We start from the raw sequence: 22,141 nt of genomic DNA on the forward strand, positions 1-22,141 counted from the left end.
AGCTTGCCTCTTTTGTTTTTAAACCTATACAATGAGCAAACCTTTTACTTTTAAGCAATTTACAATTAATCAAGACCGCTGTGCTATGAAAATTGGTACAGACGGAGTTTTACTTGGTGCCTGGACGCCTTTAGACCATAACCCCTACTCTATTTTAGATATTGGCTCTGGTACAGGTATTATTGCCTTGATGTTAGCGCAACGTAGTGCTGCAGATAACATAGAGGCTATAGAGTTAGATGCTGATGCCTACGAGCAATGCACAGAGAATTTTGAAGCATCAGACTGGGCAGATAGGCTATTTTGCTTTCACGCTGGTTTTGATGAGTTTGTAGATGAATACGCTACAGATGAGACAGAAGAAGATGAGCTGTATGATTTAATTGTGTCTAATCCTCCTTTTTACGCAGAAGATGTAACAAGCGGTAATGAAGCAAGAGACAATGCACGCCAAAATACGTCACTTCCTTTTAGTGAATTGATAAGTGGCGCATCTAAACTACTTACTAGTATTGGTACTTTTTGCACCATTATACCTTTTAAAGAAGAGGAAGAATTCATCAAACTTGCTGCAAATTATCAACTATATCCAAAACAAATTACAAGAGTTAAAGGTAACGCTGACGCAGAGGTAAAACGAAGCCTTTTGGAGTTCACAAAAAAACCTTCATCAAACTTAAAAACAGAAGAGCTTGTTATAGAGAAAGATAGACACGTATACACCGAAAATTATACTAATTTAACAAGAGATTTTTATTTAAAAATGTAACATTTAGTCTTTGTATTGTTATATTTCTTTACCTATCTTTGGTTACATATCCTAAAATACAGCTATGAAACCAGATTTATTTGAAGCACCAGATTATTATAATATAGACGATTTATTGTCTGAAGAACATAAATTGGTGAGAGATGCTGCCCGACAGTGGGTAAAAAGAGATGTATCTCCTATTATTGAAGATTATGCTCAAAAAGCAGAGTTTCCAAAACAAATAATTAGCGGATTAGCAGAAATAGGCGCTTTTGGCCCTTACATTCCTGAAGAATACGGAGGTGCAGGTTTAGACCAAATTAGTTATGGTTTAATTATGCAAGAGATAGAGCGTGGAGATAGCGGTGTACGCTCTACGGCGTCTGTACAATCTTCATTAGTAATGTATCCAATATACACTTATGGTACTGAAGAGCAACGCAAAAAATACCTGCCAAAATTAGCAAGTGGTGAGTTTATGGGTAGTTTTGGTTTAACAGAACCTAACCACGGCTCTAACCCAGGTGGCATGGAGACTAAATACAAGGATATGGGCGACCATTACCTTTTAAATGGTGCTAAATTATGGATTTCTAATTCTCCTTTTTGTGATGTTGCTGTAGTTTGGGCTAAAAACGAAGAAGGCAGAATAAACGGACTAATTGTAGAACGAGGAATGGAAGGCTTTTCCACTCCTGAAACTCACAACAAATGGTCTTTAAGAGCATCTGCTACGGGCGAGCTTATTTTTGACAATGTAAAAGTGCCAAAAGAAAACTTATTACCTAACAAAAACGGATTGGGGGCACCGTTAGGTTGTTTAGATTCTGCTAGGTATGGTATTGCTTGGGGTGCAATTGGAGCCGCAATGGATTGTTATGATACCGCTTTACGTTATGCAAAAGAGCGCATACAATTTGGTAAGCCAATTGGCGCATACCAGCTACAGCAAAAAAAATTAGCAGAAATGATTACCGAAATTACCAAAGCACAGTTACTAGCATTACGCTTAGGGCAGCTTAAAAATGAAGGTAAAGCAAGCACTGCACAAATATCTATGGCAAAACGTAATAATGTAGATATGGCGTTAAATATTGCAAGAGAAGCAAGACAAATTTTAGGTGCTATGGGTATTACTGGCGAATACAGCATTATGCGACATATGATGAACCTAGAAAGTGTTATCACTTATGAGGGCACACACGATATTCATTTACTTATAACAGGTATGGATATTACAGGTCTTAATGCCTTTAAATAATAAATTTTCGTTATCTTTACACAATCTAAATAAGGGTTGTTTTCTACAAAATGACCCTTTATAAAATTATAGATTATGGAAACATTGCAACATATTTTGGTTTTTATAACTGCAGCTATTGCTTTTGGATATATTGCTAAAAAATTCTTTCTTCCTAAATCTCTTTTTGCTAGTAACAAAAACAAAAAATCTTGTGGCTCTGACGATTGTGGCTGCAGTTAAAATCTTACCAAATACCCAACACTTTTCTTAAAACATTCACAATTAAGTTAAATAAATAAGAATAGTGTATTAAAATTATCAAAAAACTCTTTTTTGTAGTCATAGTATTACTTTAATTAGCCGGCAGCTAAAAAAACAACAAAAAAAAGAGAACACTCAACAGACTAACTACCATTGATTTAAGTTTTTATTTTAGTTGTTTTAGCTTTTTCAGGCAACGGAATCTAAAAAGTTCTTGTCTATACTAATAAGAAACTAAAATCAAAAAAAATGCGTAAAACTACACAGCTTGTAATCTTAATTTTTACTCTGATTATAAGCAATTACTCAACCGCTCAAGAACTTACAGCAAGTATTAAAGATACAGCTAATAAAGAAGCTATACCATATGTTTCCGTTGTATTATCTAATAAAAAAGGTGTTATAACAAATGGAGAAGGAAAATTTTCTTTAAGCACCACAAATACAACTGCTATAGATTCTATTTTTATTAGTTGTATTGGATACGAGACCATTGCACAACCAGTAAGCACATTTACAGATAGTATTATTTATATGACTCCAAAAACCATAGAACTTAATGAGGTTTTGGTATCTAATAAAAACTACACAGGAGAAGAAATTATAGATATGGTTAAAGACAGTTTAGATAAAAACTATAACAAGGATTTCACTAGAAAAAAAATATTCCTTAGAGAGTCTAATTATGAAGGGTTAGATAAGACAAATTACACCTTTATGAAATCTACCATAAAAGAACTTAACAAACCCTTTTTAGATAGTGTTATAACTGCTTTACCTAAAAGAGATAATAGTTATTCTGAAGTTTTGTGTGATATCTATGGAAATTATAATGCAGAAACCTTAAAAATAGATCCTATAAAGGCATGTAGATTATATGATAAAAACTCTGAATTAGATATTACTAAGCTCGAAGAAAAGTTTAATGACATTATTAAAAAAAATGTAAAGCCAGATTCATATTTTAAAATAAAATCGGGTATTGTTGGTGTTAAAGTTGATGGCGAACTAAGCAATCCTAGTGACGTAAAAAAAGATAGTGCAGCACTAAAAAAAGAATTAAAGGAAAAGAAAAAATTAGAAGAAGCACGCAGAGTTAGTTATGCTACGTATAAAAAAACTACCATAGGCAACCAATTTAGTAATTTGTTTTATATGGATGACCCCAAACTAAACGTGATAACAAAATCTGGGCGTTACAACTTTACCATAAAAGACTATACGTATTGGGGCAACGCTCCTGTTTACATTATAGATTTTGAACCTAAGAGAGGCGCAGATTACGAAGGAACTATGTATATAAATGCAGATGATTTTGCTGTAATACGTATAGATTATGATAATGTAAAAACATTAAAAAGTATTAAGTTATTCGGAATTTCTTACCAAGAACATTTATCTAGAGGAAAAATGATTTTTGCAAAAAATGAAAACAACACCTACGACTTGCAATATCTAGAACGAGAGGCCGGAAATAAAGCAGGCATAAGAAGACCATTAAAAATAATTGAAAAGAATAAGGTTGTTAAAGGAAGAAATAAGCAAAATGAACTTTACGTAAAGTTAGATATGGCAATTACAAGTGTAACCAAGTATGAAATTGTTGTTTTTGATGCTGAAAACATTTCAAAATCAACTTACAACGACTTTAAAGAAAGCAAGGGCATTAAGCCAGAATACTTGCGTAAATATGATCCAGAATTTTGGAAAGGCTACAACATTATAGAGCCTAACCAAGCTATTAAAGAGTTTACTGCAGAAGAATAAAACTTTATACTATAGATTAATAAAATTAAGTAGCAAAAGCGCCCATCCTAGGACTAGTCCCAAACCTCCTAGGGGCGTTATTGGACCAAGAATTTTTATTTTTTTTCCTTTAGCTGATGAAATACACAAACCGTATATGCTAAAAGAAAATAAAAAGATACCTATAATAAAAGCATAACCCATTACAACCTCTATGGTTGAAGAAAAACTATAGTTAAAACCCAAAACTAACAACACAATAGCATGATACATTTGATACTTTACACCAGTTTCAAAATTTTTGAGTTGGTCATCTGTAAATATTTTTTTTAGAGCGTGAGCTCCAAAAGCTCCAAAAATAACAGCCAACATACCGTATAAGGCAGCAAATACTTTTATTATGATAATCATAAGTATAATTTTTATGAATAGGTTATTTAACGCTAGATAAACTATCTATTTTGTGAGAAAACATTGTGTACATTTTTTCTGTCTCTAAAGAGTCTGAGACGTTAAAAAATAGCTGTAAAGAGTCCCTGTAAGTAACTTTTATTTTTTGTTTAGATAATTTATCTACAAAAATATAAACGTCTGTATTATAAATAGAATCTCTAAAAACACCTTTTTCAGTTTCACTTACAGAAAAACCATTAATACGTTCTAGAGAAGGTATTTTATCTACCATTTCTACAGTATTAATATCTGCAAAGTCTAACTTTTTATAATAGATACCAGATAATATTTTAAATTGATTATCCTCTACCTTAATCCAGTTTTTATAGTGCATTAAAAAAGCTATAGCTACTAACACAAGAGTTAATACTATAACTATGTTCCAAAGCCAGTGTTTTTTTGAATTTTTCATTGTGAATACGAATGTACAATTTTTAGAAAAATAATATTAATAATTACCCTCTAAACAAAAAGAAATCTTCTTTCATTTCCTCTATTGCCACAGTACTATTGGTTGTAATATAATCTATAGCTTTGTTTGTAAAACCTTGCCCCTTTTCTGTTAGTGATATAATGTTATCATCTATTACAATCATATTATTTTTTAACGCGAGGTCTAATACAGTTTTAGATTGCATTTTTCCCCAATTAATATGTTCCCCAAGGTGATTTATATGTCGTTCTGACTCTTCTGTATGATTTTGTAAGTGCAACATAAAGGTTAACAAATACACCTCTACTTGTTGTCTTTTTTGTCTAAACACTACTGATATTAACCCTTTACTTGGCGCAAATAAATACACTAATAAAAATAACACACCCAAAACAGTAGTCATAGAACCTGCAATAGAAGCGTCTAAATAATGTGCAACCCAATACCCTATTAACGCAGAAACCACGCCAGAAACAACTGCTATAATAAGCATTTTTTTTAGATCATTTGTAAGTAAATAAGCCATTGCAGCAGGAGCAATCATAAGCGCCACTACAAGTATGGCACCAACAGCATCAAAAGCTCCAACTGTAGTAACAGAAGCAACAGACATTAACCCATAATGTATTACTAAAGGAGAAAAACCTAAAGTTGCAGCAAGTTGCTTATCAAACGTACTTACTTTTAGTTCTTTAAAAAACGTAAACAGTAAAATTAAAGTTACAACTACAATACTACCAATAACCCATAGCGATTTTGCTCCTATATCTACACCATTCACAATAAGCCTATCAAAAGGAGCAAAAGCAAGTTCTCCTAATAAAACAGCATCTACATCTAAATGTACATCATTCGCATTTTTTGCAATTAAAATTACACCAATACTAAACAATGCAGGAAAAACCAATCCTATAGCAGTGTCTTCTTTTACGAGTCCGGTTTTTTGAATGTATTCTACCAAAACAACTGTAATAACTCCCGTAACAGCAGCAAGCAATATAAGCCAAGGCGAGTTTAAGTCTTCGGTTAAAAAGAAACCAATTACCAAACCTGGTAATATAGAGTGACTAATAGCATCACTTATCATAGCCATTTTACGAAGCACTAAAAAAGTACCAGGTATGGCACATGCAATAGCCACCAGACAAGCAATAAGTTGTATTTCTAATTGTGCGCTACTCATTTTCTTCTAGTTGATTATATAAATTAGCGGCAGTGGTAAACCCTTTTTCTGTTAAAGACCACATTGTTTTAGTTACTGTAATTAGTTCTCTATCTTCTAATTTCTGAAGGGATTTACGTGTAAATCCGTGAAAATTATTTAAAATTTTTATAGCATGCGGATGGTCAATGTTATCATGCGACTCCACAATTTGATACATAAAGGCCAGGGTTTTATTCAACTCCAAATCTTTACGGTTGTTACGATACCTAATCTCCCTAAACAACAATCCTCTTTTAGGTGAAAAAACAAAAGAAAACAACACAAAAACAGCAGCTATTAAAACAATTACTGGTCCTGTAGATAAATTATTAGAACTTGCACTAATTGCAGTACCAAACACTCCTGAGAAAGCACCAAAAATAGCCGCTAAAACTACCATTACACTTAAACTATTTGTCCATTGCCTAGCTGCTGCTGCTGGCGCTAATAGCATAGCGCTCATTAAGACTACACCAACAGTTTGTAGTCCCACAACAATAGAAATTACTATAAAAAAAGTAATTAAAACATCTAAAAATTTCACATTAAAACCTAATGATTTTGTGTAATCAGCATCAAAAAGTAATAGTTTAAATTCTTTCCAAAAAACCAATAGAATAAGTAAACTTAAACCAGCAATAATACACATTGTCCATACATCACTAGCTACCAAAGTAGCTGCTTGTCCAAATAAATACTTATCTAAACCGGCCTGGTTTGCATTAGGCATTTTTTGTATAAAGGTTAACAACAACATACCAAAACCAAAAAACAAAGACAAAATTAAACCTAAAGCCGTATCAGTTTTTAAATGTGTTTTTTTTACAATTCCTCGTATCCAAAAAGTACCAACTAAACCACTCACTAGTGCACCTAACAACAACGTATTACTATCTTTTGCTCCTGTAATTAAAAAGGCTAATGCTATACCTGGTAGTGCCGCATGAGATATAGCATCTCCTAGCAAACTCTGTTTACGCAACACAGCAAAACTCCCCAGCATACCACACAAAGCACCTAAAACAGCTGTACCCAACGTTATAGTTTGTAACGTGTAGTCTGTAAAAAGAAGGTTAAAATATTCAGTTATATTCACAGTTTAATTGTTTTGTCTAGAGTTTACTCTTGCACACTTACTTTATAGTTTATACCATAAGTTTTGGTTAAATTTCCATCATTAAAAATATCTTTAACCGGACCAGTAGCTATTTTTTTCACATTTAAAAACGTAACCCAATCAAAATATTCGGGTACAGTTTGTAAATCATGGTGTACTACAATTAGTGTTTTTCCGGCTTTGCGCAGTTCTTTTAAAATATTAATTATAGCTTTTTCTGTAGTAGCATCTACGCCCTGAAAAGGTTCATCCATTAAATAAATACTTGCATTTTGCACTAATGCTCTAGCTAAAAATATACGTTGTTGTTGTCCGCCACTAAGCTGGCTAATTTGTCTAGATTTAAAAGACAACATACCTACTTTTTCTAAAGCTTCTAATGCAGCTTTTTTTTCTTTTTGCCCAGGTCTTTTAATCCAACCTAAACTGCCATAAGTTCCCATCATTACAACATCTAAAGCAGTGGTTGGAAAATCCCAATCTACACTGCCCTTTTGCGGCACGTAAGCAACCTCTTTAAATTGCTTTTTATAGGGTTTTCCAAAAATTTTTACGCTACCTGCAATAGGTTTAATAATTCCTAAAATAGATTTTATTAAGGTAGATTTACCTGCTCCGTTTGGCCCAACAATTGCCATAAGCACACCTTCTGGTATTGCCAAATCTATATCCCACAAAACTGGTTTATAGTTATAAGCAACCGTAAGGTCATCTACCGTAATGGCATAGTTTGTTTCCATAAATTATTATTTTAAGGCATTTACAATTGTTGTTACATTGTACTTAAACATTCCTAAATAAGTACCTTCTACAGTGCCTTTATCTCCTAGCGCATCAGAATACAACGTACCACCTATAGTTACATTATGGTTTTTAGATTGTACTGATGCTTGTAGAGCTTCTATGGTTCTTTTAGGAACAGAAGTCTCTACAAAAATAGCTTTCACTTTATTGTCTATTATAAATTTAGATAATTCTTGTACATCTTGCACACCAGCTTCTGTTGCTGTAGAAATGCCCTGCAAGCCAACAACATTAAAGCCATAAGATTTTCCAAAGTAATTAAATGCGTCATGAGCAGTAACCAAAATTCTTTTTTCTTTTGGAAGCTGATTAATTGTTTCTCTTAAATCTAAATCTAACTTGGTTAATTTTTCTAAATATGTTTTGCTATTCTCTTCGTAAACAGCAGCGTTTTTAGGATTTAATTTTTTAAGCTCGTTTGCTACGTAAGTTGTTATTTGTTTCCAAAATGTAACATTAAACCAAATGTGCGGGTCGTAATTAGAAGCAAAATATTCTGAGCCAATAAGTTCTTTTTTATCTAAAGCATCAGAAACAGCAACCGTTTTTTTACCTGTATGTTCCATTTTTTCAAATACCTCTACCAACTTACCTTCTAAATGTAAACCTCCATAAAAAACAATATCAGCTTCAACTAATTTTGTAACATCACCTTCACTAGCCTTATATAGGTGTGGATCTACGCCACTACCCATTAAACCAACAACATTAATAGCATCTCCACCAATATTATGCAATAAATCTGTAATCATTGTAGTTGTTGTAACTACATTTAATTTTCCGTTTTTAGCTTTTTTAGCATCTGTTTTACACGCAAACAAACTAAGTATTACCGCTCCTACTATTATGTATGTTATCTTTTTCATTTAAATATTTATTCTGTTACCTGCACAAATAAATTAGACGCAATTTGGTTAGACACGTTAAAGCTATTAGCATTAATTTTTAACTGAAAAGAACCATCAAAATCCTCTTTATCTATTACCTCTATTACGTCTCCTAATGCAATTTTATTTTTATCTAAAAACTTTAAAAACTGACTTGAAGAATCTTTTACCCCAACACAAATACCTTTATCTTTTATAGAAAGCTCACTCAAAAGTTTTTTATCTATCACTTTAAAATTACCATTCTTGTCTGGTATAGGATCTCCGTGTGGATCATATTTAGGATAATCTAAAAGCTTATCTAGTTTATCTATTAATTTTTCGCTCTCTATATGTTCTAACTGTTCCGCTACCTCATGTACTTCATCCCAAGAAAAGTCTAATTTTTCCACCAAAAAAACCTCCCATAACCTATGCTTTCTAATAATAGACAAAGCCATAGATTTACCAGTATCTGTTAATGAAACTCCTTTGTATTTTTTATAATTTACCAGGTTTTTTTCTGATAATTTTTTAATCATATCTGTAACAGAAGATGGTTTAGTTTCCATCTGCTCTGCAATAGCGTTAGTAGAAATATCATTAACTCCTCCCTTACCAATGTGAAAAATTGCTTTTAAATAATTTTCCTCAGAATGCGTCATCAATTTTAATTTTTACCAAAAATACATTTTTATTATTAAAAACAAATTTTTAGATTTGTCTAAAAATTTATTTAACCTGATGAAAAAAATATTTTTACTTATTTTACTCGCGCCTTATTTCATTAATGCTCAAGATTTTGAATTAGAAGGAACAATAAATAACCATAATAAACCCATACCTTTTGCTACCATACAGGTTAAAGAGCTTAAGCAAGGGACAGTATCTGACAAAAATGGATATTACAACATAAGTTTGCCAAATGGCACTTATACATTAATATGTAAAAGTATTGGGTTTAGAACTTTAGAAAAACAGATAACATTAACTAAAAACACCACACTAAATTTAAATTTAAAAGAAGATGTCTTAGGCTTAGATCAAGTAGTTGTTACTGGCACAAAAACTGAAAAAAGAAGAACAGATTCTCCAATAATTGTAAATCTCATTAACAGCAAAACCTTAGATAATGCTGTAGCTACCAACTTATCTGAAGGATTGCGTTTTCAGCCAGGCTTAAGAGTAGAAACAGATTGCCAAACTTGTAATTACACACAATTACGTATGAATGGGTTACAAGGTGGTTATTCTCAAATACTAATTAATGGCAGGCCAATATTTAGTCCTTTAACCGGTTTGTACGGTATGGAGCAAATTCCGGTAAATATGATAGAAAGAATTGAAGTGGTTAGAGGCGGTGTTTCTGCACTTTATGGGTCTAGTGCTATTGGTGGTACGGTTAACGTAATTACCAAAATACCTATTAAAAACGAATACAACTTAACCTATACATACCAGAGTATAAATAAAAATGCGTCTGATAATATTTTGCTTGGCAACGCTACTGTAGTTAATGAAGACAGAACTGCAGGCGCAACTTTTTTTATTAACAAAAGAGATAGAAATACGTATGATGATAATGGAGATAATTACTCTGAATTACCTAGCCTAAAGAATAATTCTTTTGGAGCTAATCTATTTTATTTGCCATCTGATAACGAAAAGATAGAAGCTAGTATAAGCAGTATTTACGAGTACAGATATGGAGGAGAACAAGTAGACAAAGCGGCACACTTAGCAAAACAATCTGAAGAACGCACACATAATGTTTTAATGGGTAGTGTAGATTATCAAATAAATTTTAATGAGGATAAAAATAGTTTTATTGCCTACTACGGCGGACAAATTACGGATAGGGACCACTATACTGGTATAATTCCTGACAATGAAGATGAACTAAACTCATTTTTAGCAAACCCTCCCTACGGCACCTCTAAAGTAGAAACCCACCAAATAGGTGTGCAGCTAAACCATAAAGTAGATTCGTTTATTGGCGGAAAAGCAATTTTTACTTTTGGCACCGAATATGTTTATGATGACGTATTGGATGTTATAGAAGCTTATAACTACAAAATAGATCAGACCACAAGAAACTGGGGTGCATTTTTACAAAATGATTGGGATATTAGTCCTAAAATTAATTTTTTATCTGGGATAAGAATAGACAAACATAACCTGTTAGATAATGTAATTGCTAGCCCTAGACTATCTTTATTATATAAAATGAATAAAGAATCACAGTTTAGATTAGGCTGGGGAACCGGGTTTAGAGCTCCACAAGCATTTGACACCGATTTACACATTGCTTTTGCAGGAGGAGGAATTTCTAGAATTTCTTTGTCTGATAATTTATTTGAAGAACGCTCTAACAGCTACACAACTTCTTTTAATTATGACAAAGCTACAGAGCATGTAATTGCAGGTTTTACTGTAGAAGGTTTTTACACTAAATTGAATGATGCCTTTTACCTTTTTCCATTAGGAGAAGATAATTTTGGCGAATTATTTGAAAAAAGAAACGGAGATGGGGCAGTTGTAAAGGGAGTTACACTAGAAACGAGAGCAAATTTTGATTATGTTTTTCAGGTAGATGCAGGCTTTACGTTACAATCTAGTAAATTTACAGAGGCAGTAGAAAATATTGAAGGCTTAGCCACTAAAAAGGAGTTTTTAAGAACACCTAACACGTATGGCTATGCAAACTTTACTTATACACCTACTAAAAAGTTTAGTGCATCTGCTAATTTAATTTATACAGGAAGTATGGATATTGCTCATTTTGGAGGAGAAAATACTGGTCAATTAATAGATGAATACAAAGAAACTCCGTCTTTTTTAGAAACAAGTTTAAGACTAGGGTATACTTTTACAGCTTCAAAATTAAATGCCAACATTGAGTTATTTAGTGGTGTAAAAAATATTACAAATGCTTATCAAAATGATTTTGACACAGGAAAAAACAGAGATAGCAACTATGTTTATGGTCCGTATTTACCAAGAACCATTTTTGTAGGATTAAGAATAAAAAGCTTGTAATTAAAATGAAATCACATTGCAAAAAAATAATTATTTGCTTTTTAATTGGCTATATAAACTGTGGCAATTTATCAGCACAAAATAATGAGATAAACTGGTTAAGTTTTAACCAGCTTGAAGACTCTTTAGCCATAAAACCCAAAAAGGTTTTTATACATTTTTATGCAGAGTGGTGTAGTTTATGTAATAAAATGGAGCGCAAAGCATATAAAGACCCTTCTGTAATTAGCAAATTAAATAAAGAGTATTATGCGGTAAAAATGAATATAGAGTCTACAGAAAAAATAACATTTGGAGGCACAATTTATGAGAATAAAAACGCAAAAAAGGTAAACGCTATTCATCAAATACCACTTTTAATGGCTAGCCGTAAAAACAAACCTTTTTCATTACCCGCAACCGTTATTCTAGACGATACTTTTACCGCCACTGCAAGGTATTTTCAATATTTAAATGCTAAACAACTTTTAAAAACAATAGAATAACAAGTTATTCCGTTTACAAAATGTAACTTTTATTACATTTACAAAAAAAAGCTATGAAAAACCTTGTCTGTTTTTTTACCCTACTGTTTTGCGCTATCACAATTAGCGCGCAACAAGAACAAGACACCACTTTTACCATTAACAAAAGCCAAGATTACAAATTACTGTTTTCTGCAAACAAAAATGATCACATACATTTAAGCTTAAAAGCTAAAGGAAAAGGTGATATAGTTTACACCATTAGTCCATATAAAGATGTAAAAACAGCAACGTTTAAAACTTTAGGTAAAAAAGCAAATTACTGGTTACAAGCTCCCGGTAAGGATGTATACCAATTAATTATAAAAAGTAGCAATAACAAAGACTCTAAAGTAAACTTAAAATTTAAAGTAGATTCGTTTAACAAACAAGCACCAGAAATAGCTTATAAAGAAGTTGCAGACACAACTTATACTGCACCAATAAAAACAGATACAGAGGTTACCAAACTAAAAACTATTTCTTTACAACAAGATAATTTTTACTTAAACAGCAGGTCTAACGACTTATTAAAAGGTGGAAAAAGCAGGGTTCTAGTTCCTATTGCATTACCTAAAAACACAGTGTCTTGGTACTATGTTTTTAGCGCTTCTAGAGAAGAACAAGATATTAAAAACACCATAAAAAGCTTTGGTTTGGCCTCTACACTATCTAACTATATAGATACAGAAAATTCTTTTTCTGGCGCTGTAGAAAATTTAAATCCACCACCAGGAGCTAACATTTGCGACATTTATTTATTAAATGAAGAAAATGCTTTACTTTTTAAGCAAAAAGAAGATTACGCACCCTATTTATTTGGGTCTAGAGAAAACTATAAGTCTGGCATTGTAAACGTAACAGATACTACCAAAGGCACATTTTATTTAGGACTTAATAATCCAGATAATATTTACGGCATACACATAGGCATAGAGGTTATTTGCATTGTAGAACAGGAGAAAACCATACAACAAATGCTTAGTAAACCAATAATATCAATTAACAGCGTACCTTACTTAGTAGATTAAAAAAATTACACTTTTCTAGTCATTAACCACAATCCAAATTGTTTTAACGCTTCTTTTTTATCTAAAGAAACGTCTAACTTTTCTAGAACAGAAAATGCTTTATTAGTGTACTCTTCTATAGCTTGCTTAGTAGCAACATCTGCCTTAGATTCCACAAAAATAGCTTTAACAGTTGCTACTTTATCATTGTTATTTGTTGGTTGTATAGAGAAAAGCTGATCTAATGAGTTCTGCTCTGCTTTAGAAGACAGTTCTAATGCTTTAAGGTATAAGTATGTTTTTTTGTTTTCAATTATATCACCACCCACTTGTTTACCAAATGTCTTTGGGTCGCCAAAAGCATCTAAATAATCGTCTTGCAACTGAAAAGCAATACCTAGGTTTTTACCAAAATCGTAAATTAAATCTTCATTCTGCACAGTAGTTTTAGCTATAACAGCTCCCATTTTCATAGCTGCAGCAACCAAAACAGCAGTTTTATACTCAATCATTTTTAAGTATTCTGGTATAGTAACATCATCTCTAGTTTCAAAATCAACATCATATTGTTGACCTTCGCAAACTTGCAAAGCTGTTATACTAAAAAGAGAATTTAGCTTTTTATATTGGTCACCTTCATATGTTTCTAAAAACCTATATGCTTCAATTAGCATTGCATCACCAGATAATATACCAGTATTTATATCCCATTTTTCATGAACCGTTTCTTTACCTCTACGCAAAGGAGCATCATCCATAATATCATCATGAACTAAAGAAAAATTATGAAAAACCTCAACAGCCATAGCAGCAGAAATAGCCTCTTTATAATCTGCTCCAAAAATATCTGCAGACATTAGGGCTAATATTGGACGCAACCGTTTACCTCCTAAATTTAAAATATATGTTATTGGTTGGTATAAATTTTTAGGCTCTTTATCTATTGCTATTTTACTTAATTCTTTTAAAAAAGAGTCTCTATACTGGTCAATGGAATGCATCTATAATTTTTTTTCAAAAATACATGAAATACTTTTTAAGCAATTATAAATGTAACATTCATTTTAAACTTAAGTTAAGTAATCTTAAAACTATGGAAACTTTTTTTGTTTTCTAAGTTTCCTAACTTATCTTTGCGGCTTATTATGAAAGAAAAAATTTTAGAAAAAGCTACAGATTTATTCTTAAACCTAGGTTTTAAGAGTGTTACTATGGATGACCTTGCTAATGAATTAGGAATGTCTAAAAAAACCATATACTCACATTTTGACAATAAAACCAAGTTAATAGAAGAAAGTACTCTCCAATTATTTAATTCTATATCTACAGGAATAAACAAAATATGTTCTTTAGATATAAATCCAATTGAAGAATTATATGAGATAAGAAAGTTTGTAGTATCAAACTTAAAAGATGAAAAATCTTCTCCCATTTATCAATTACAAAAATACTATCCAAAAATACATAAATCATTAAAACAAAGACAGTTTGCTGCTATGCACGACTGTGTGATTGTAAATATTGAAAAAGGAATTGAGCAAGGACTTTATAGAAAAAATTTGGACATAGAATTTATTTCAAGAATATATTTTTCTGGAATGACAGCTATTAAGGACGATGACTTTTTTCCGCCAGAGCAATTTTCTAAAATAAAATTAATGGACAATTATTTAGAGTATCATATAAGAGGAATAGTTACAACAAAAGGAAAAAAAGTATTAACAGATATTATCAAATCAAATCAATCATAAATGAAAAGGAGTTTAACATTATTACTTTTGCTTTTAGGCATACAAATGAGTTTTTCGCAAGACAAGCCCACGAGTTTTACGCTACAAGAAGCAATTAATTACGCATTGCAGCACAACTACAGTGCAATTAATGCAGAGAGGGATATAGAAGATGCACAAAAGCAAAAGTGGGAAACTATTGCTAGCGGTTTACCACAAATAAATGGTGCTATTAGCTATCAAAATCAATTAAAACAACCAGTATCATTAATTCCTGGAGAATTGGCTGGTGGAGCGCCAGGAACTTTTATTCCTGTTGTTTTTGGTCAAAAGCAATCTACTAGTGCAACAGCAACTTTAAGTCAGCAAATTTTTGATGGTTCATACATTGTTGGCGTACAAGCAACTAAAACATTTATAGACTACAGTGCAAACAGCAAAGAAAAAACAGCCTTAGAGGTTCGTAAATCTGTTGTGGAAGCTTACGGAAATGTTCTTTTAGCAGAAGAAAGCACATCTATATTAGAAAAAAATAAAGCTGCTTTAGAAAAAAACCTTAATGAAACACAAAAGATTTTTGAAAATGGCTTAACAGAAGAAGAAAATGTTGAGCAATTACAAATTACTTTATCATCTGTTACCAACCAGCTAAAAAATGCTATTAGGTTAAAAAAAATAACAGTACAAATGCTAAACTTAGTTATGGGCTTAGAGCTAGACAACCCTACTAAATTAGCTGAAGACTTAGACATTTTAACAGAAAAACAAATAGATTTTAATTTACTAGAAAGCGACTTAGTTTTAGAAAACAATGTAGATTACAAAATGGCTCTTAACTTAAACGAGCAACGTACTTTAGAGCTTAAGTTAGAAAAAAGTAAAGCACTACCTAAATTAAATGCTTTTATAAACTTTGGATACACAGCATATAGTGAAGACTTTGATTTTTTAAAGAAAGAAACGGATTGGTTTAACTCTTCTATTTTAGGGTTTGATTTAAACATCCCTATTTTTAGTTCTTTACGTAGAAGTGCATCTACACAACGTGCAAAAATTGCATTAGAAAAAGCTAAAACACAAAAAACTGAAGCAGAAGAATCTCTACGCCTTAGTTGGGAAAACGCTAAAAGCGAATACATTTTAGCTATAGAGCAATACCAAACAAATAAAGAAAATTTAGGTTTAGCAGAACGCATAGAACAAAAAAATCAAGTTAAGTATTTTGAAGGTTTAGCAACAAGTTTTGAGCTAAGACAAGCACAAACACAATTGTATGCTGTACAGCAAGAGTATTTGCAATCTATGATAGACGTAATTAATAAAAAAACAGCTTTAGAATTAATTCTAAACAACTAACCCCAACACAACAATTTGTAATACAAACAATATGAAAAAAATATTCTACATACTAACACTTACAGCACTTGTAACTGCTTGCGGAGACAAAAACACATCTGTAGAGAGTATTATTGCTACAAAAGATATAGAAAAAATAAGAGAGAAAAAGGCAACCGTTTCAGAAGAGCATAAAGCTTTAGAAAAGCAAATGGTTATGTTAGATTCTGCTATTGCTGTTATACAAGGAAACAAAAACTTACCTTTAATAAGCACACTAACTACAAAGACAAAAGTTTTTAATCATTTTTTAGAATTACAAGGTAATGTACAAACAAAGCAAAACGTTTTAATTTACCCAGAAATGGCAGGTACCCTACAAAGAGTATATGTTAAAGAAGGACAAAAAGTAAGCAAAGGACAAATACTAGCTACTATAGATGATGGTGGTATGAGCAGCCAGCTTGCACAACTTAAAACTCAGGCAGAATTAGCTAAAACTACGTTTGAAAGGCAACAAAGACTTTGGGAACAAAAAATAGGTTCTGAAATACAGTATTTGCAAGCTAAAACTAGTTATGAAGCACAAGTAAACGCTATAAAACAAGCAGAAAGTCAGCTAGGAAAATCTAGCATAAGAGCTCCTTTTTCTGGTATTATAGACGATGTTATTAAAGAACAAGGTACCGTTGTTGCTCCTGGTATGGGTGCAGAAGTTTTTAGAATTGTAAACCTATCTAATATGTATATTGATGTAGAGGTTCCTGAAACATACATTAAAAGCATACAAAATGGTAAAGAAGCTGTTGTATATTTTCCAATCTTAAATGATAGCATTACAACCAAAGTACGCCAAACAGGCAACTTTATTAATCCAAGTAACCGTTCTTTTTCTGTAGAAATTCCTGTTCCTAACAAAAACGGAAACGTGAAACCAAACTTAACTGCTAAAGTTAGACTTAATGACTACACCAACAATGAGGCTATTTTAATACCGCAAAGTGTAATCTCAGAAAATGCTAACGGAGAGCAATATGTTTATGTAGCAGAAAAAACTGAAGAAAATTACGCAACTGCAAAAAAGAAAATAATTACAACTGGTAAAAGCCAAGGTCCGTTAATAGAAGTTATTTCTGGATTAGCAGCTAATGAGCACGTAATTAAAGAAGGTGCAAGAACGGTTAAAGACGGACAAAAAGTTGAAATTTTAAATCAATAATTCCATGAGCAAAATACAAAAAAACGCCGACAAGGAATTTAAAATATCCTCATGGGCAATAGATAACCCTTCGGTTATTTATGTACTTATTGGACTATTTTTATGGATAGGACTCTCTGCATACTTAGCTATGCCAAGAGAAGATTTTCCGGAGGTAATAGAAACTAAAATATACATTAGCACACCATATCCTGGTAACACTGCTGAAGATATAGAACGTTTAATTACAGATCCTTTAGAAGATAAAATAAAGAACGTAAGTAACGTTGTAGAATTTACATCTACCTCTCAAGAAGATTATGCTATGATTGTAGTAGAGTTTGATGAAGGTATAAATGTACAAGAAGCTAAACAAAAAATTAAGGACGAGGTAGATGCCGAGAAAGCTAGTGAAGACTGGCCTACATTTAATGGCGCTAAAGTAGAGCCTAATGTTTTTGACCTTAACTTATCTGAAGAAATGCCAATCATGAATATTAACTTTACAGGAGATTATCCTGTAGAAAAGTTAAAAGATTTTGCAGAGTATTTACAAGATGAAGTAGAAGATTTATCTGAAATTAAAAAGGCAGACATACGTGGTGCCCAAGAAAAAGAGGTAGAAATTGCAGTAGACATTTATAAAATGATGGCTGCTAAAATTAGTTTTGATGATGTTTTAAATACCATTAGAGGTGGCAATGTTACAATGTCTGCTGGTAATTTAAAAACAGAAGAACAAAGAAGAACTATACGTATTTTAGGAGAAGTAAAAGACCCGCAATTACTAAACAACTTTGTTGTTAAGTCTGAAAATGGTGCTACGTACCTTAGAGACATTGCAGAAATTACTTTTTCTGAAGAAGATAAAACTACCTATGCCAGAGAGTTTGGAGAAAGCGTAGTAATGTTAGATGTTAAAAAAAGAGCCGGACAAAACTCAATTTCTGCATCAGACCAAATTAAAGAGATTGTTAAAAAGGCAAAAAAGGAGTATTATCCGCCAGATTTAAAAATTTCTATTGCTAATGATTCTTCTACTAAAACCTTAAACCAAGTAGACGACCTTGTAAACAACATCATATTTGGTATTATACTAGTTGTAACAGTTTTAATGTTCTTTTTAGGATTTAGAAACGCACTATTTGTTGGTTTTGCAATTCCTATGTCTATGTTTATGTCTTTTATGATATTATCTTGGCTAGGCTATACCCTTAACACAATGATTCTTTTTGGAATGATTATGGGACTTGGTATGCTTGTAGATAATGGTATTGTGGTTGTAGAAAACGTGTACCGTTTAATGGATGAAGGCTTATCTAAAGTTGAAGCTGCCAAAAAAGGTGTTGGTGAAATTGCATTCCCAATTATAGTATCTACACTTACTACAGTAGCAGCATTTGTCCCTTTAGGTTTATGGCCGGGTGTAATGGGGCAGTTTATGAAGTTTTTCCCTATCACATTATCAGTTGTATTAGGATCTTCATTACTGGTAGCTATATTAATGAACTCTATGCTAGTTTCTAAATTTATGGAGCTAGGCGAAAAAGAACTTACCGTTAAACAACTAATACGTTTAAGTATTATTCTTGGTGGTTTTGGTATATTGATATTAGTTTTTGGTGGCGTAATGAGAGGTTTAGGCTCTGTTATGCTTATTACTGCTGTAATGTTCTGGGCGTACAAATATTTCATTAAAAAATGGGCAATTCGTTTTCAAAAAAACACAATGGTTAAGTTTGAAAACTGGTACGAGCGCAGATTAAAACACGCCTTAAGAGGTGGTAACGTATACTGGTATGTATCTATAACCTTTGTTCTTTTAATTGTTGTATTTATGCTTTTTGGTATGTCTGTTGGCAGTAAAAGAACCAAAATAGAGTTTTTCCCAGACAATATACCAAATGAAATATCTGTGTATGTAGAATACCCAGAAGGTACATCTATTGAGAAAACAAATGCTATAACTAAGGTTATAGAAAAAAGAGTTTATGAAATTTTAGATGATGACATATACAAACACGATGGAGAAAACTTTATTGTAGATTCTGCCGTATCACAAGTAGGTGAAGGTGCTGGTAACCCACAAACCGATGGTGGTTCTGCTGCAGAAATGCCGCATAAAGGTAAAATAACAGTAAACTTTAGCGAGTTTAAATTTAGGAGAGGAATTAACACAGAAGAAATACGTGCAAAAGTGCAAAAAGCATTAAGCGGTATTTATCCAGGCGTAAACATATCTGTAGAAAAAGACTCAAATGGCCCACCTGCTGGTTACCCTATTAACATTGAGTTAGAGGGTAAAGATTACAATGAACTTATTGCTACTGCAGAAAGCGTTAAAAACTTTATTAATACCAAAAACATAGCTGGTATAGAAGAAATAAAGATTGATGTTAATAAGAGTAAACCATCTATGGAGGTAGTTGTAGACCGCGAAAAAGCTGGTGAATTAGGAGTCTCTGTTGGTCAAGTTGGTAACCAATTGCGTAGAGCCTTATTTGGCGAAAAAGCAGGAGTTTACAAAGAAGATGGTGATGATTATGACATTAACGTTCGTTTTAATGAAGATTTACGTTACAATACAAATGCATTATTTAATCAGAATATAATTTTTAGAGATCCATCAAACGGACAAATAAAAGAAATTCCGGTTTCTGCTGTTGCCTCTATGCAAAACACCTCTGGCTTTAGCGCCATTAAACATAGAGATAATGAGCGTGTAGTAACTATTTACTCTGGTTTAGAACCTGGTTTTACAGATGCTGCTGCAATTGTAGATGAAATACAAAAAGAAATGGAGGATTACAAAGGCAAACCTTCTACCGTAAAAATAGATTATACCGGTCAAATTGAAGAGCAAAACAAACAAATGAAGTTTCTTGTTAGTGCGTTCTTTTCTGGTTTAGGTTTAATTATGCTAATCTTAATATTTCAGTTTGGCGGTATTTCTAAACCAATAATTATAATGATAGCTATTTTCTTAAGCTTTATTGGAGTATTTGGTGGACTAATGATTACTGGCTGGTCTTTTGTTATTATGATGACAATGATGGGAATTATATCCTTAGCAGGTATTGTGGTAAACAACGGTGTAGTACTGTTAGATTATACACAAATACTTATAGATCGTAAAAAAGTAAAGCTTGGCTTAGATGAAAAAGAAGTATTATCTAGAGAAGAAGCTACAGAAGCAATTGTAACTGGCGGTAAAGCAAGGTTAAGACCCGTAATTTTAACAGCTGTTACTACTGTACTTGGTTTAATACCACTAGCTATTGGTTTAAATATAGATTTCTTTGCTTTATTCTCAGAGTTTAACCCACACATATACATAGGTGGTGATAATGTAATTTTCTGGGGACCGCTAGCTTGGACCGTTATATTTGGACTAATGGTAGCTACATTTTTAACCCTTATAATTGTACCTGCATTATTTGATATTACATACAGGTTAAAAATAAGATTCTACAAAAAACCATAAACACATAAAAAGTAGAATAACATATAGTAATAAAAAAAAGGCGCTAATTAAATAGCGCCTTTCTTTTTTTAAAACTTTACACAAAAGTTATTCTTTTATTTTTTCTTGTATCTTTTTAGAGATCATAAAAATCACCAACAAAACAATAGCACATAAAGCTGCAACAATACAGATAAGTGCAATAGTACTTGGGCCATTAAGAGGATCATCAAAATCTATCTGAGTTACATTATACCCAATTAGCAATCCTGCTATTAAAAACAAGATTATAAATATTACTTTATTCATTTTAACTTCTATTTAAAAGAGTTCATTAATATTTGCTGCAAATAGTTTTACCGCTATTGCCAGCAAAATTACACCAAAAACTTTTCTAATAACACTTAATCCGCTTTTTCCTAGTACTCTTTCTATTTTTTTAGAAGACTTTAACACTATATAAACAAATAAGATATTTATTAAGATAGCTACAATTATATTTTGAACGTGATACTCTGCACGTAAAGACAATAAAGACGTCATTGTACCCGCTCCTGCAATTAAAGGAAATGCTATTGGCACAATAGAAGCTGTTTCTGGCTCATCATCCTTATAAAGCGTTATACCCAATATCATTTCTATGGCCATAAAAAAGATAATAAAAGAGCCCGCCACAGCAAAAGAGTTTACATCTATACCAATAAGGTTTAAAATTTCTTCTCCTACAAACAAAAATGCAACCATAATTAAAGTTGCTACTAAAGATGCTTTTTCAGACTGTATATGACCTACTTTTGCCCTTAAAGTAATAATTATTGGTATGCTACCAATAATATCTATTACCGCAAAAAGAATCATACTTGCTGTTACTATCTCTTTAAAATCAAAAAAACTAGAAGACATAATTTTACTTTTTTTAAAAATCGGTGCAAACTTACACTTTATAAAACGGTTTTAAATTACTAAAATTAAAAATAACAGCTTA

The 22,141-nt window shown here is 32.0% G+C and carries 21 protein-coding genes; 11 read left to right on the forward strand and 10 right to left on the reverse strand.

All coding sequences use genetic code 11. The features are described 5' to 3' along the window. The first annotated feature begins 31 nt into the window (after nt 1-31). From AX016_RS02205 to AX016_RS02215, 4 genes are all read left to right on the forward strand, one after another. Nucleotides 32-769 carry a tRNA1(Val) (adenine(37)-N6)-methyltransferase gene (locus tag AX016_RS02205; RefSeq protein ID WP_100894053.1) on the forward strand — a complete coding sequence of 246 codons (738 nt, stop codon included), beginning with the start codon at nt 32-34 and terminating at the stop codon, nt 767-769. Nucleotides 770-833: 64 nt separating this feature from the next. Beyond that, nucleotides 834-2,012, forward strand: a complete 1,179-nt coding sequence (locus AX016_RS02210; protein WP_100894054.1) for an acyl-CoA dehydrogenase family protein — start codon at nt 834-836, stop codon at nt 2,010-2,012. 75 nt (nt 2,013-2,087) lie between these two features. After that, on the forward strand, nt 2,088-2,234 hold the full coding sequence (locus AX016_RS17255; protein WP_198519396.1) for a hypothetical protein: 147 nt from the start codon (nt 2,088-2,090) through the stop codon (nt 2,232-2,234). 270 nt (nt 2,235-2,504) lie between these two features. Beyond that, nucleotides 2,505-4,022 (forward strand): carboxypeptidase-like regulatory domain-containing protein, encoded by a 1,518-nt coding sequence (locus tag AX016_RS02215; RefSeq protein WP_100894055.1) that lies wholly within the window; start codon nt 2,505-2,507, stop codon nt 4,020-4,022. 9 nt (nt 4,023-4,031) lie between these two features. On the opposite strand, the gene AX016_RS02220 is transcribed toward AX016_RS02215, so the two are convergent. The 7 genes from AX016_RS02220 to AX016_RS02250 are packed head-to-tail and all read right to left on the reverse strand — an operon-like array spanning nt 4,032 to nt 9,543. Further along, nucleotides 4,032-4,412: a DUF423 domain-containing protein gene (locus tag AX016_RS02220; protein ID WP_100894056.1), complete on the reverse strand. Its 381-nt coding sequence runs from the start codon at nt 4,410-4,412 to the stop codon at nt 4,032-4,034. Nucleotides 4,413-4,434: 22 nt separating this feature from the next. Then, the gene (locus AX016_RS02225) at nt 4,435-4,866 is read right to left on the reverse strand and encodes a hypothetical protein (RefSeq protein WP_100894057.1); all 432 of its coding nucleotides are present in this window, start codon (nt 4,864-4,866) and stop codon (nt 4,435-4,437) included. Between the two features lie 43 nt (nt 4,867-4,909). Further along, nucleotides 4,910-6,070: a metal ABC transporter permease gene (locus tag AX016_RS02230; protein ID WP_100894058.1), complete on the reverse strand. Its 1,161-nt coding sequence runs from the start codon at nt 6,068-6,070 to the stop codon at nt 4,910-4,912. After that, nucleotides 6,063-7,187, reverse strand: a complete 1,125-nt coding sequence (locus AX016_RS02235) for a metal ABC transporter permease (RefSeq protein WP_100894059.1) — start codon at nt 7,185-7,187, stop codon at nt 6,063-6,065. The genes AX016_RS02230 and AX016_RS02235 overlap by 8 nt, the downstream gene beginning before the upstream one ends. A 23-nt stretch (nt 7,188-7,210) precedes the next feature. Further along, complete coding sequence (locus tag AX016_RS02240) at nt 7,211-7,948, reverse strand: metal ABC transporter ATP-binding protein (protein WP_100894060.1); 738 nt, start codon at nt 7,946-7,948, stop codon at nt 7,211-7,213. A gap of 6 nt (nt 7,949-7,954) precedes the next feature. Further along, nucleotides 7,955-8,878, reverse strand: a complete 924-nt coding sequence (locus AX016_RS02245) for a metal ABC transporter solute-binding protein, Zn/Mn family (protein ID WP_100894061.1) — start codon at nt 8,876-8,878, stop codon at nt 7,955-7,957. An 8-nt stretch (nt 8,879-8,886) separates the two neighbouring features. After that, nucleotides 8,887-9,543, reverse strand: coding sequence for a metal-dependent transcriptional regulator (locus AX016_RS02250; protein WP_100894062.1), 657 nt, complete (start codon nt 9,541-9,543; stop codon nt 8,887-8,889). A gap of 79 nt (nt 9,544-9,622) precedes the next feature. Between AX016_RS02250 and AX016_RS02255 the strand changes: the two genes are divergently transcribed. Genes AX016_RS02255 through AX016_RS02265 form a run of 3 tightly spaced genes read left to right on the forward strand, consistent with a single transcriptional unit; the run spans nt 9,623 to nt 13,451 of the window. Next, nucleotides 9,623-11,917: a TonB-dependent receptor gene (locus tag AX016_RS02255; protein WP_100894063.1), complete on the forward strand. Its 2,295-nt coding sequence runs from the start codon at nt 9,623-9,625 to the stop codon at nt 11,915-11,917. Between the two features lie 5 nt (nt 11,918-11,922). After that, complete coding sequence (locus AX016_RS02260) at nt 11,923-12,402, forward strand: thioredoxin family protein (protein ID WP_100894064.1); 480 nt, start codon at nt 11,923-11,925, stop codon at nt 12,400-12,402. 53 nt (nt 12,403-12,455) lie between these two features. Further along, complete coding sequence (locus AX016_RS02265) at nt 12,456-13,451, forward strand: hypothetical protein (protein WP_100894065.1); 996 nt, start codon at nt 12,456-12,458, stop codon at nt 13,449-13,451. Between the two features lie 5 nt (nt 13,452-13,456). On the opposite strand, the gene AX016_RS02270 is transcribed toward AX016_RS02265, so the two are convergent. Continuing rightward, the gene (locus tag AX016_RS02270; protein ID WP_100894066.1) at nt 13,457-14,431 is read right to left on the reverse strand and encodes a polyprenyl synthetase family protein; all 975 of its coding nucleotides are present in this window, start codon (nt 14,429-14,431) and stop codon (nt 13,457-13,459) included. A 144-nt stretch (nt 14,432-14,575) separates the two neighbouring features. Here AX016_RS02270 and AX016_RS02275 point away from each other — a divergent pair, with 144 nt between their 5' ends. From AX016_RS02275 to AX016_RS02290, 4 genes are read left to right on the forward strand one after another with little or no spacing between them, the layout of a single operon-like run. Continuing rightward, complete coding sequence (locus AX016_RS02275; RefSeq protein ID WP_100894067.1) at nt 14,576-15,181, forward strand: TetR/AcrR family transcriptional regulator; 606 nt, start codon at nt 14,576-14,578, stop codon at nt 15,179-15,181. After that, a complete protein-coding gene (locus AX016_RS02280; RefSeq protein ID WP_100894068.1) occupies nt 15,182-16,516 on the forward strand; it encodes a TolC family protein in 1,335 nt (444 codons plus the stop codon). It begins immediately after the preceding gene. A 31-nt stretch (nt 16,517-16,547) separates the two neighbouring features. After that, on the forward strand, nt 16,548-17,714 hold the full coding sequence (locus tag AX016_RS02285) for an efflux RND transporter periplasmic adaptor subunit (RefSeq protein WP_100894069.1): 1,167 nt from the start codon (nt 16,548-16,550) through the stop codon (nt 17,712-17,714). 4 nt (nt 17,715-17,718) lie between these two features. Then, nucleotides 17,719-21,177: an efflux RND transporter permease subunit gene (locus AX016_RS02290; protein WP_100894070.1), complete on the forward strand. Its 3,459-nt coding sequence runs from the start codon at nt 17,719-17,721 to the stop codon at nt 21,175-21,177. Nucleotides 21,178-21,264: 87 nt separating this feature from the next. Here the strand turns inward: AX016_RS02290 and AX016_RS02295 are convergent, their stop codons facing one another. Both AX016_RS02295 and AX016_RS02300 read right to left on the reverse strand, forming a co-directional pair. Next, the gene (locus AX016_RS02295; RefSeq protein ID WP_100894071.1) at nt 21,265-21,465 is read right to left on the reverse strand and encodes a hypothetical protein; all 201 of its coding nucleotides are present in this window, start codon (nt 21,463-21,465) and stop codon (nt 21,265-21,267) included. Nucleotides 21,466-21,477: 12 nt separating this feature from the next. Beyond that, nucleotides 21,478-22,059: a MarC family protein gene (locus tag AX016_RS02300; RefSeq protein ID WP_100894072.1), complete on the reverse strand. Its 582-nt coding sequence runs from the start codon at nt 22,057-22,059 to the stop codon at nt 21,478-21,480. Nucleotides 22,060-22,141 lie beyond the last annotated feature (82 nt).

Source organism: Cellulophaga sp. RHA19 (assembly GCF_002813425.1).
GTDB lineage: Bacteria > Bacteroidota > Bacteroidia > Flavobacteriales > Flavobacteriaceae > Cellulophaga.

Bases quoted from the DNA above. Each gene is read 5' to 3' on its own strand.
- AX016_RS02205 (WP_100894053.1), top strand. From the start codon at position 32: ATGAGCAAACCTTTTACTTTTAAGCAATTTACAATTAATCAAGACCGC.
- AX016_RS02210 (WP_100894054.1), top strand. From the start codon at position 834: ATGAAACCAGATTTATTTGAAGCACCAGATTATTATAATATAGACGAT.
- AX016_RS17255 (WP_198519396.1), top strand. From the start codon at position 2,088: ATGGAAACATTGCAACATATTTTGGTTTTTATAACTGCAGCTATTGCT.
- AX016_RS02215 (WP_100894055.1), top strand. From the start codon at position 2,505: ATGCGTAAAACTACACAGCTTGTAATCTTAATTTTTACTCTGATTATA.
- AX016_RS02220 (WP_100894056.1), bottom strand. From the start codon at position 4,412: ATGATTATCATAATAAAAGTATTTGCTGCCTTATACGGTATGTTGGCT.
- AX016_RS02225 (WP_100894057.1), bottom strand. From the start codon at position 4,866: ATGAAAAATTCAAAAAAACACTGGCTTTGGAACATAGTTATAGTATTA.
- AX016_RS02230 (WP_100894058.1), bottom strand. From the start codon at position 6,070: ATGAGTAGCGCACAATTAGAAATACAACTTATTGCTTGTCTGGTGGCT.
- AX016_RS02240 (WP_100894060.1), bottom strand. From the start codon at position 7,948: ATGGAAACAAACTATGCCATTACGGTAGATGACCTTACGGTTGCTTAT.
- AX016_RS02245 (WP_100894061.1), bottom strand. From the start codon at position 8,878: ATGAAAAAGATAACATACATAATAGTAGGAGCGGTAATACTTAGTTTG.
- AX016_RS02250 (WP_100894062.1), bottom strand. From the start codon at position 9,543: ATGACGCATTCTGAGGAAAATTATTTAAAAGCAATTTTTCACATTGGT.
- AX016_RS02255 (WP_100894063.1), top strand. From the start codon at position 9,623: ATGAAAAAAATATTTTTACTTATTTTACTCGCGCCTTATTTCATTAAT.
- AX016_RS02260 (WP_100894064.1), top strand. From the start codon at position 11,923: ATGAAATCACATTGCAAAAAAATAATTATTTGCTTTTTAATTGGCTAT.
- AX016_RS02265 (WP_100894065.1), top strand. From the start codon at position 12,456: ATGAAAAACCTTGTCTGTTTTTTTACCCTACTGTTTTGCGCTATCACA.
- AX016_RS02270 (WP_100894066.1), bottom strand. From the start codon at position 14,431: ATGCATTCCATTGACCAGTATAGAGACTCTTTTTTAAAAGAATTAAGT.
- AX016_RS02275 (WP_100894067.1), top strand. From the start codon at position 14,576: ATGAAAGAAAAAATTTTAGAAAAAGCTACAGATTTATTCTTAAACCTA.
- AX016_RS02280 (WP_100894068.1), top strand. From the start codon at position 15,182: ATGAAAAGGAGTTTAACATTATTACTTTTGCTTTTAGGCATACAAATG.
- AX016_RS02285 (WP_100894069.1), top strand. From the start codon at position 16,548: ATGAAAAAAATATTCTACATACTAACACTTACAGCACTTGTAACTGCT.
- AX016_RS02290 (WP_100894070.1), top strand. From the start codon at position 17,719: ATGAGCAAAATACAAAAAAACGCCGACAAGGAATTTAAAATATCCTCA.
- AX016_RS02295 (WP_100894071.1), bottom strand. From the start codon at position 21,465: ATGAATAAAGTAATATTTATAATCTTGTTTTTAATAGCAGGATTGCTA.
- AX016_RS02300 (WP_100894072.1), bottom strand. From the start codon at position 22,059: ATGTCTTCTAGTTTTTTTGATTTTAAAGAGATAGTAACAGCAAGTATG.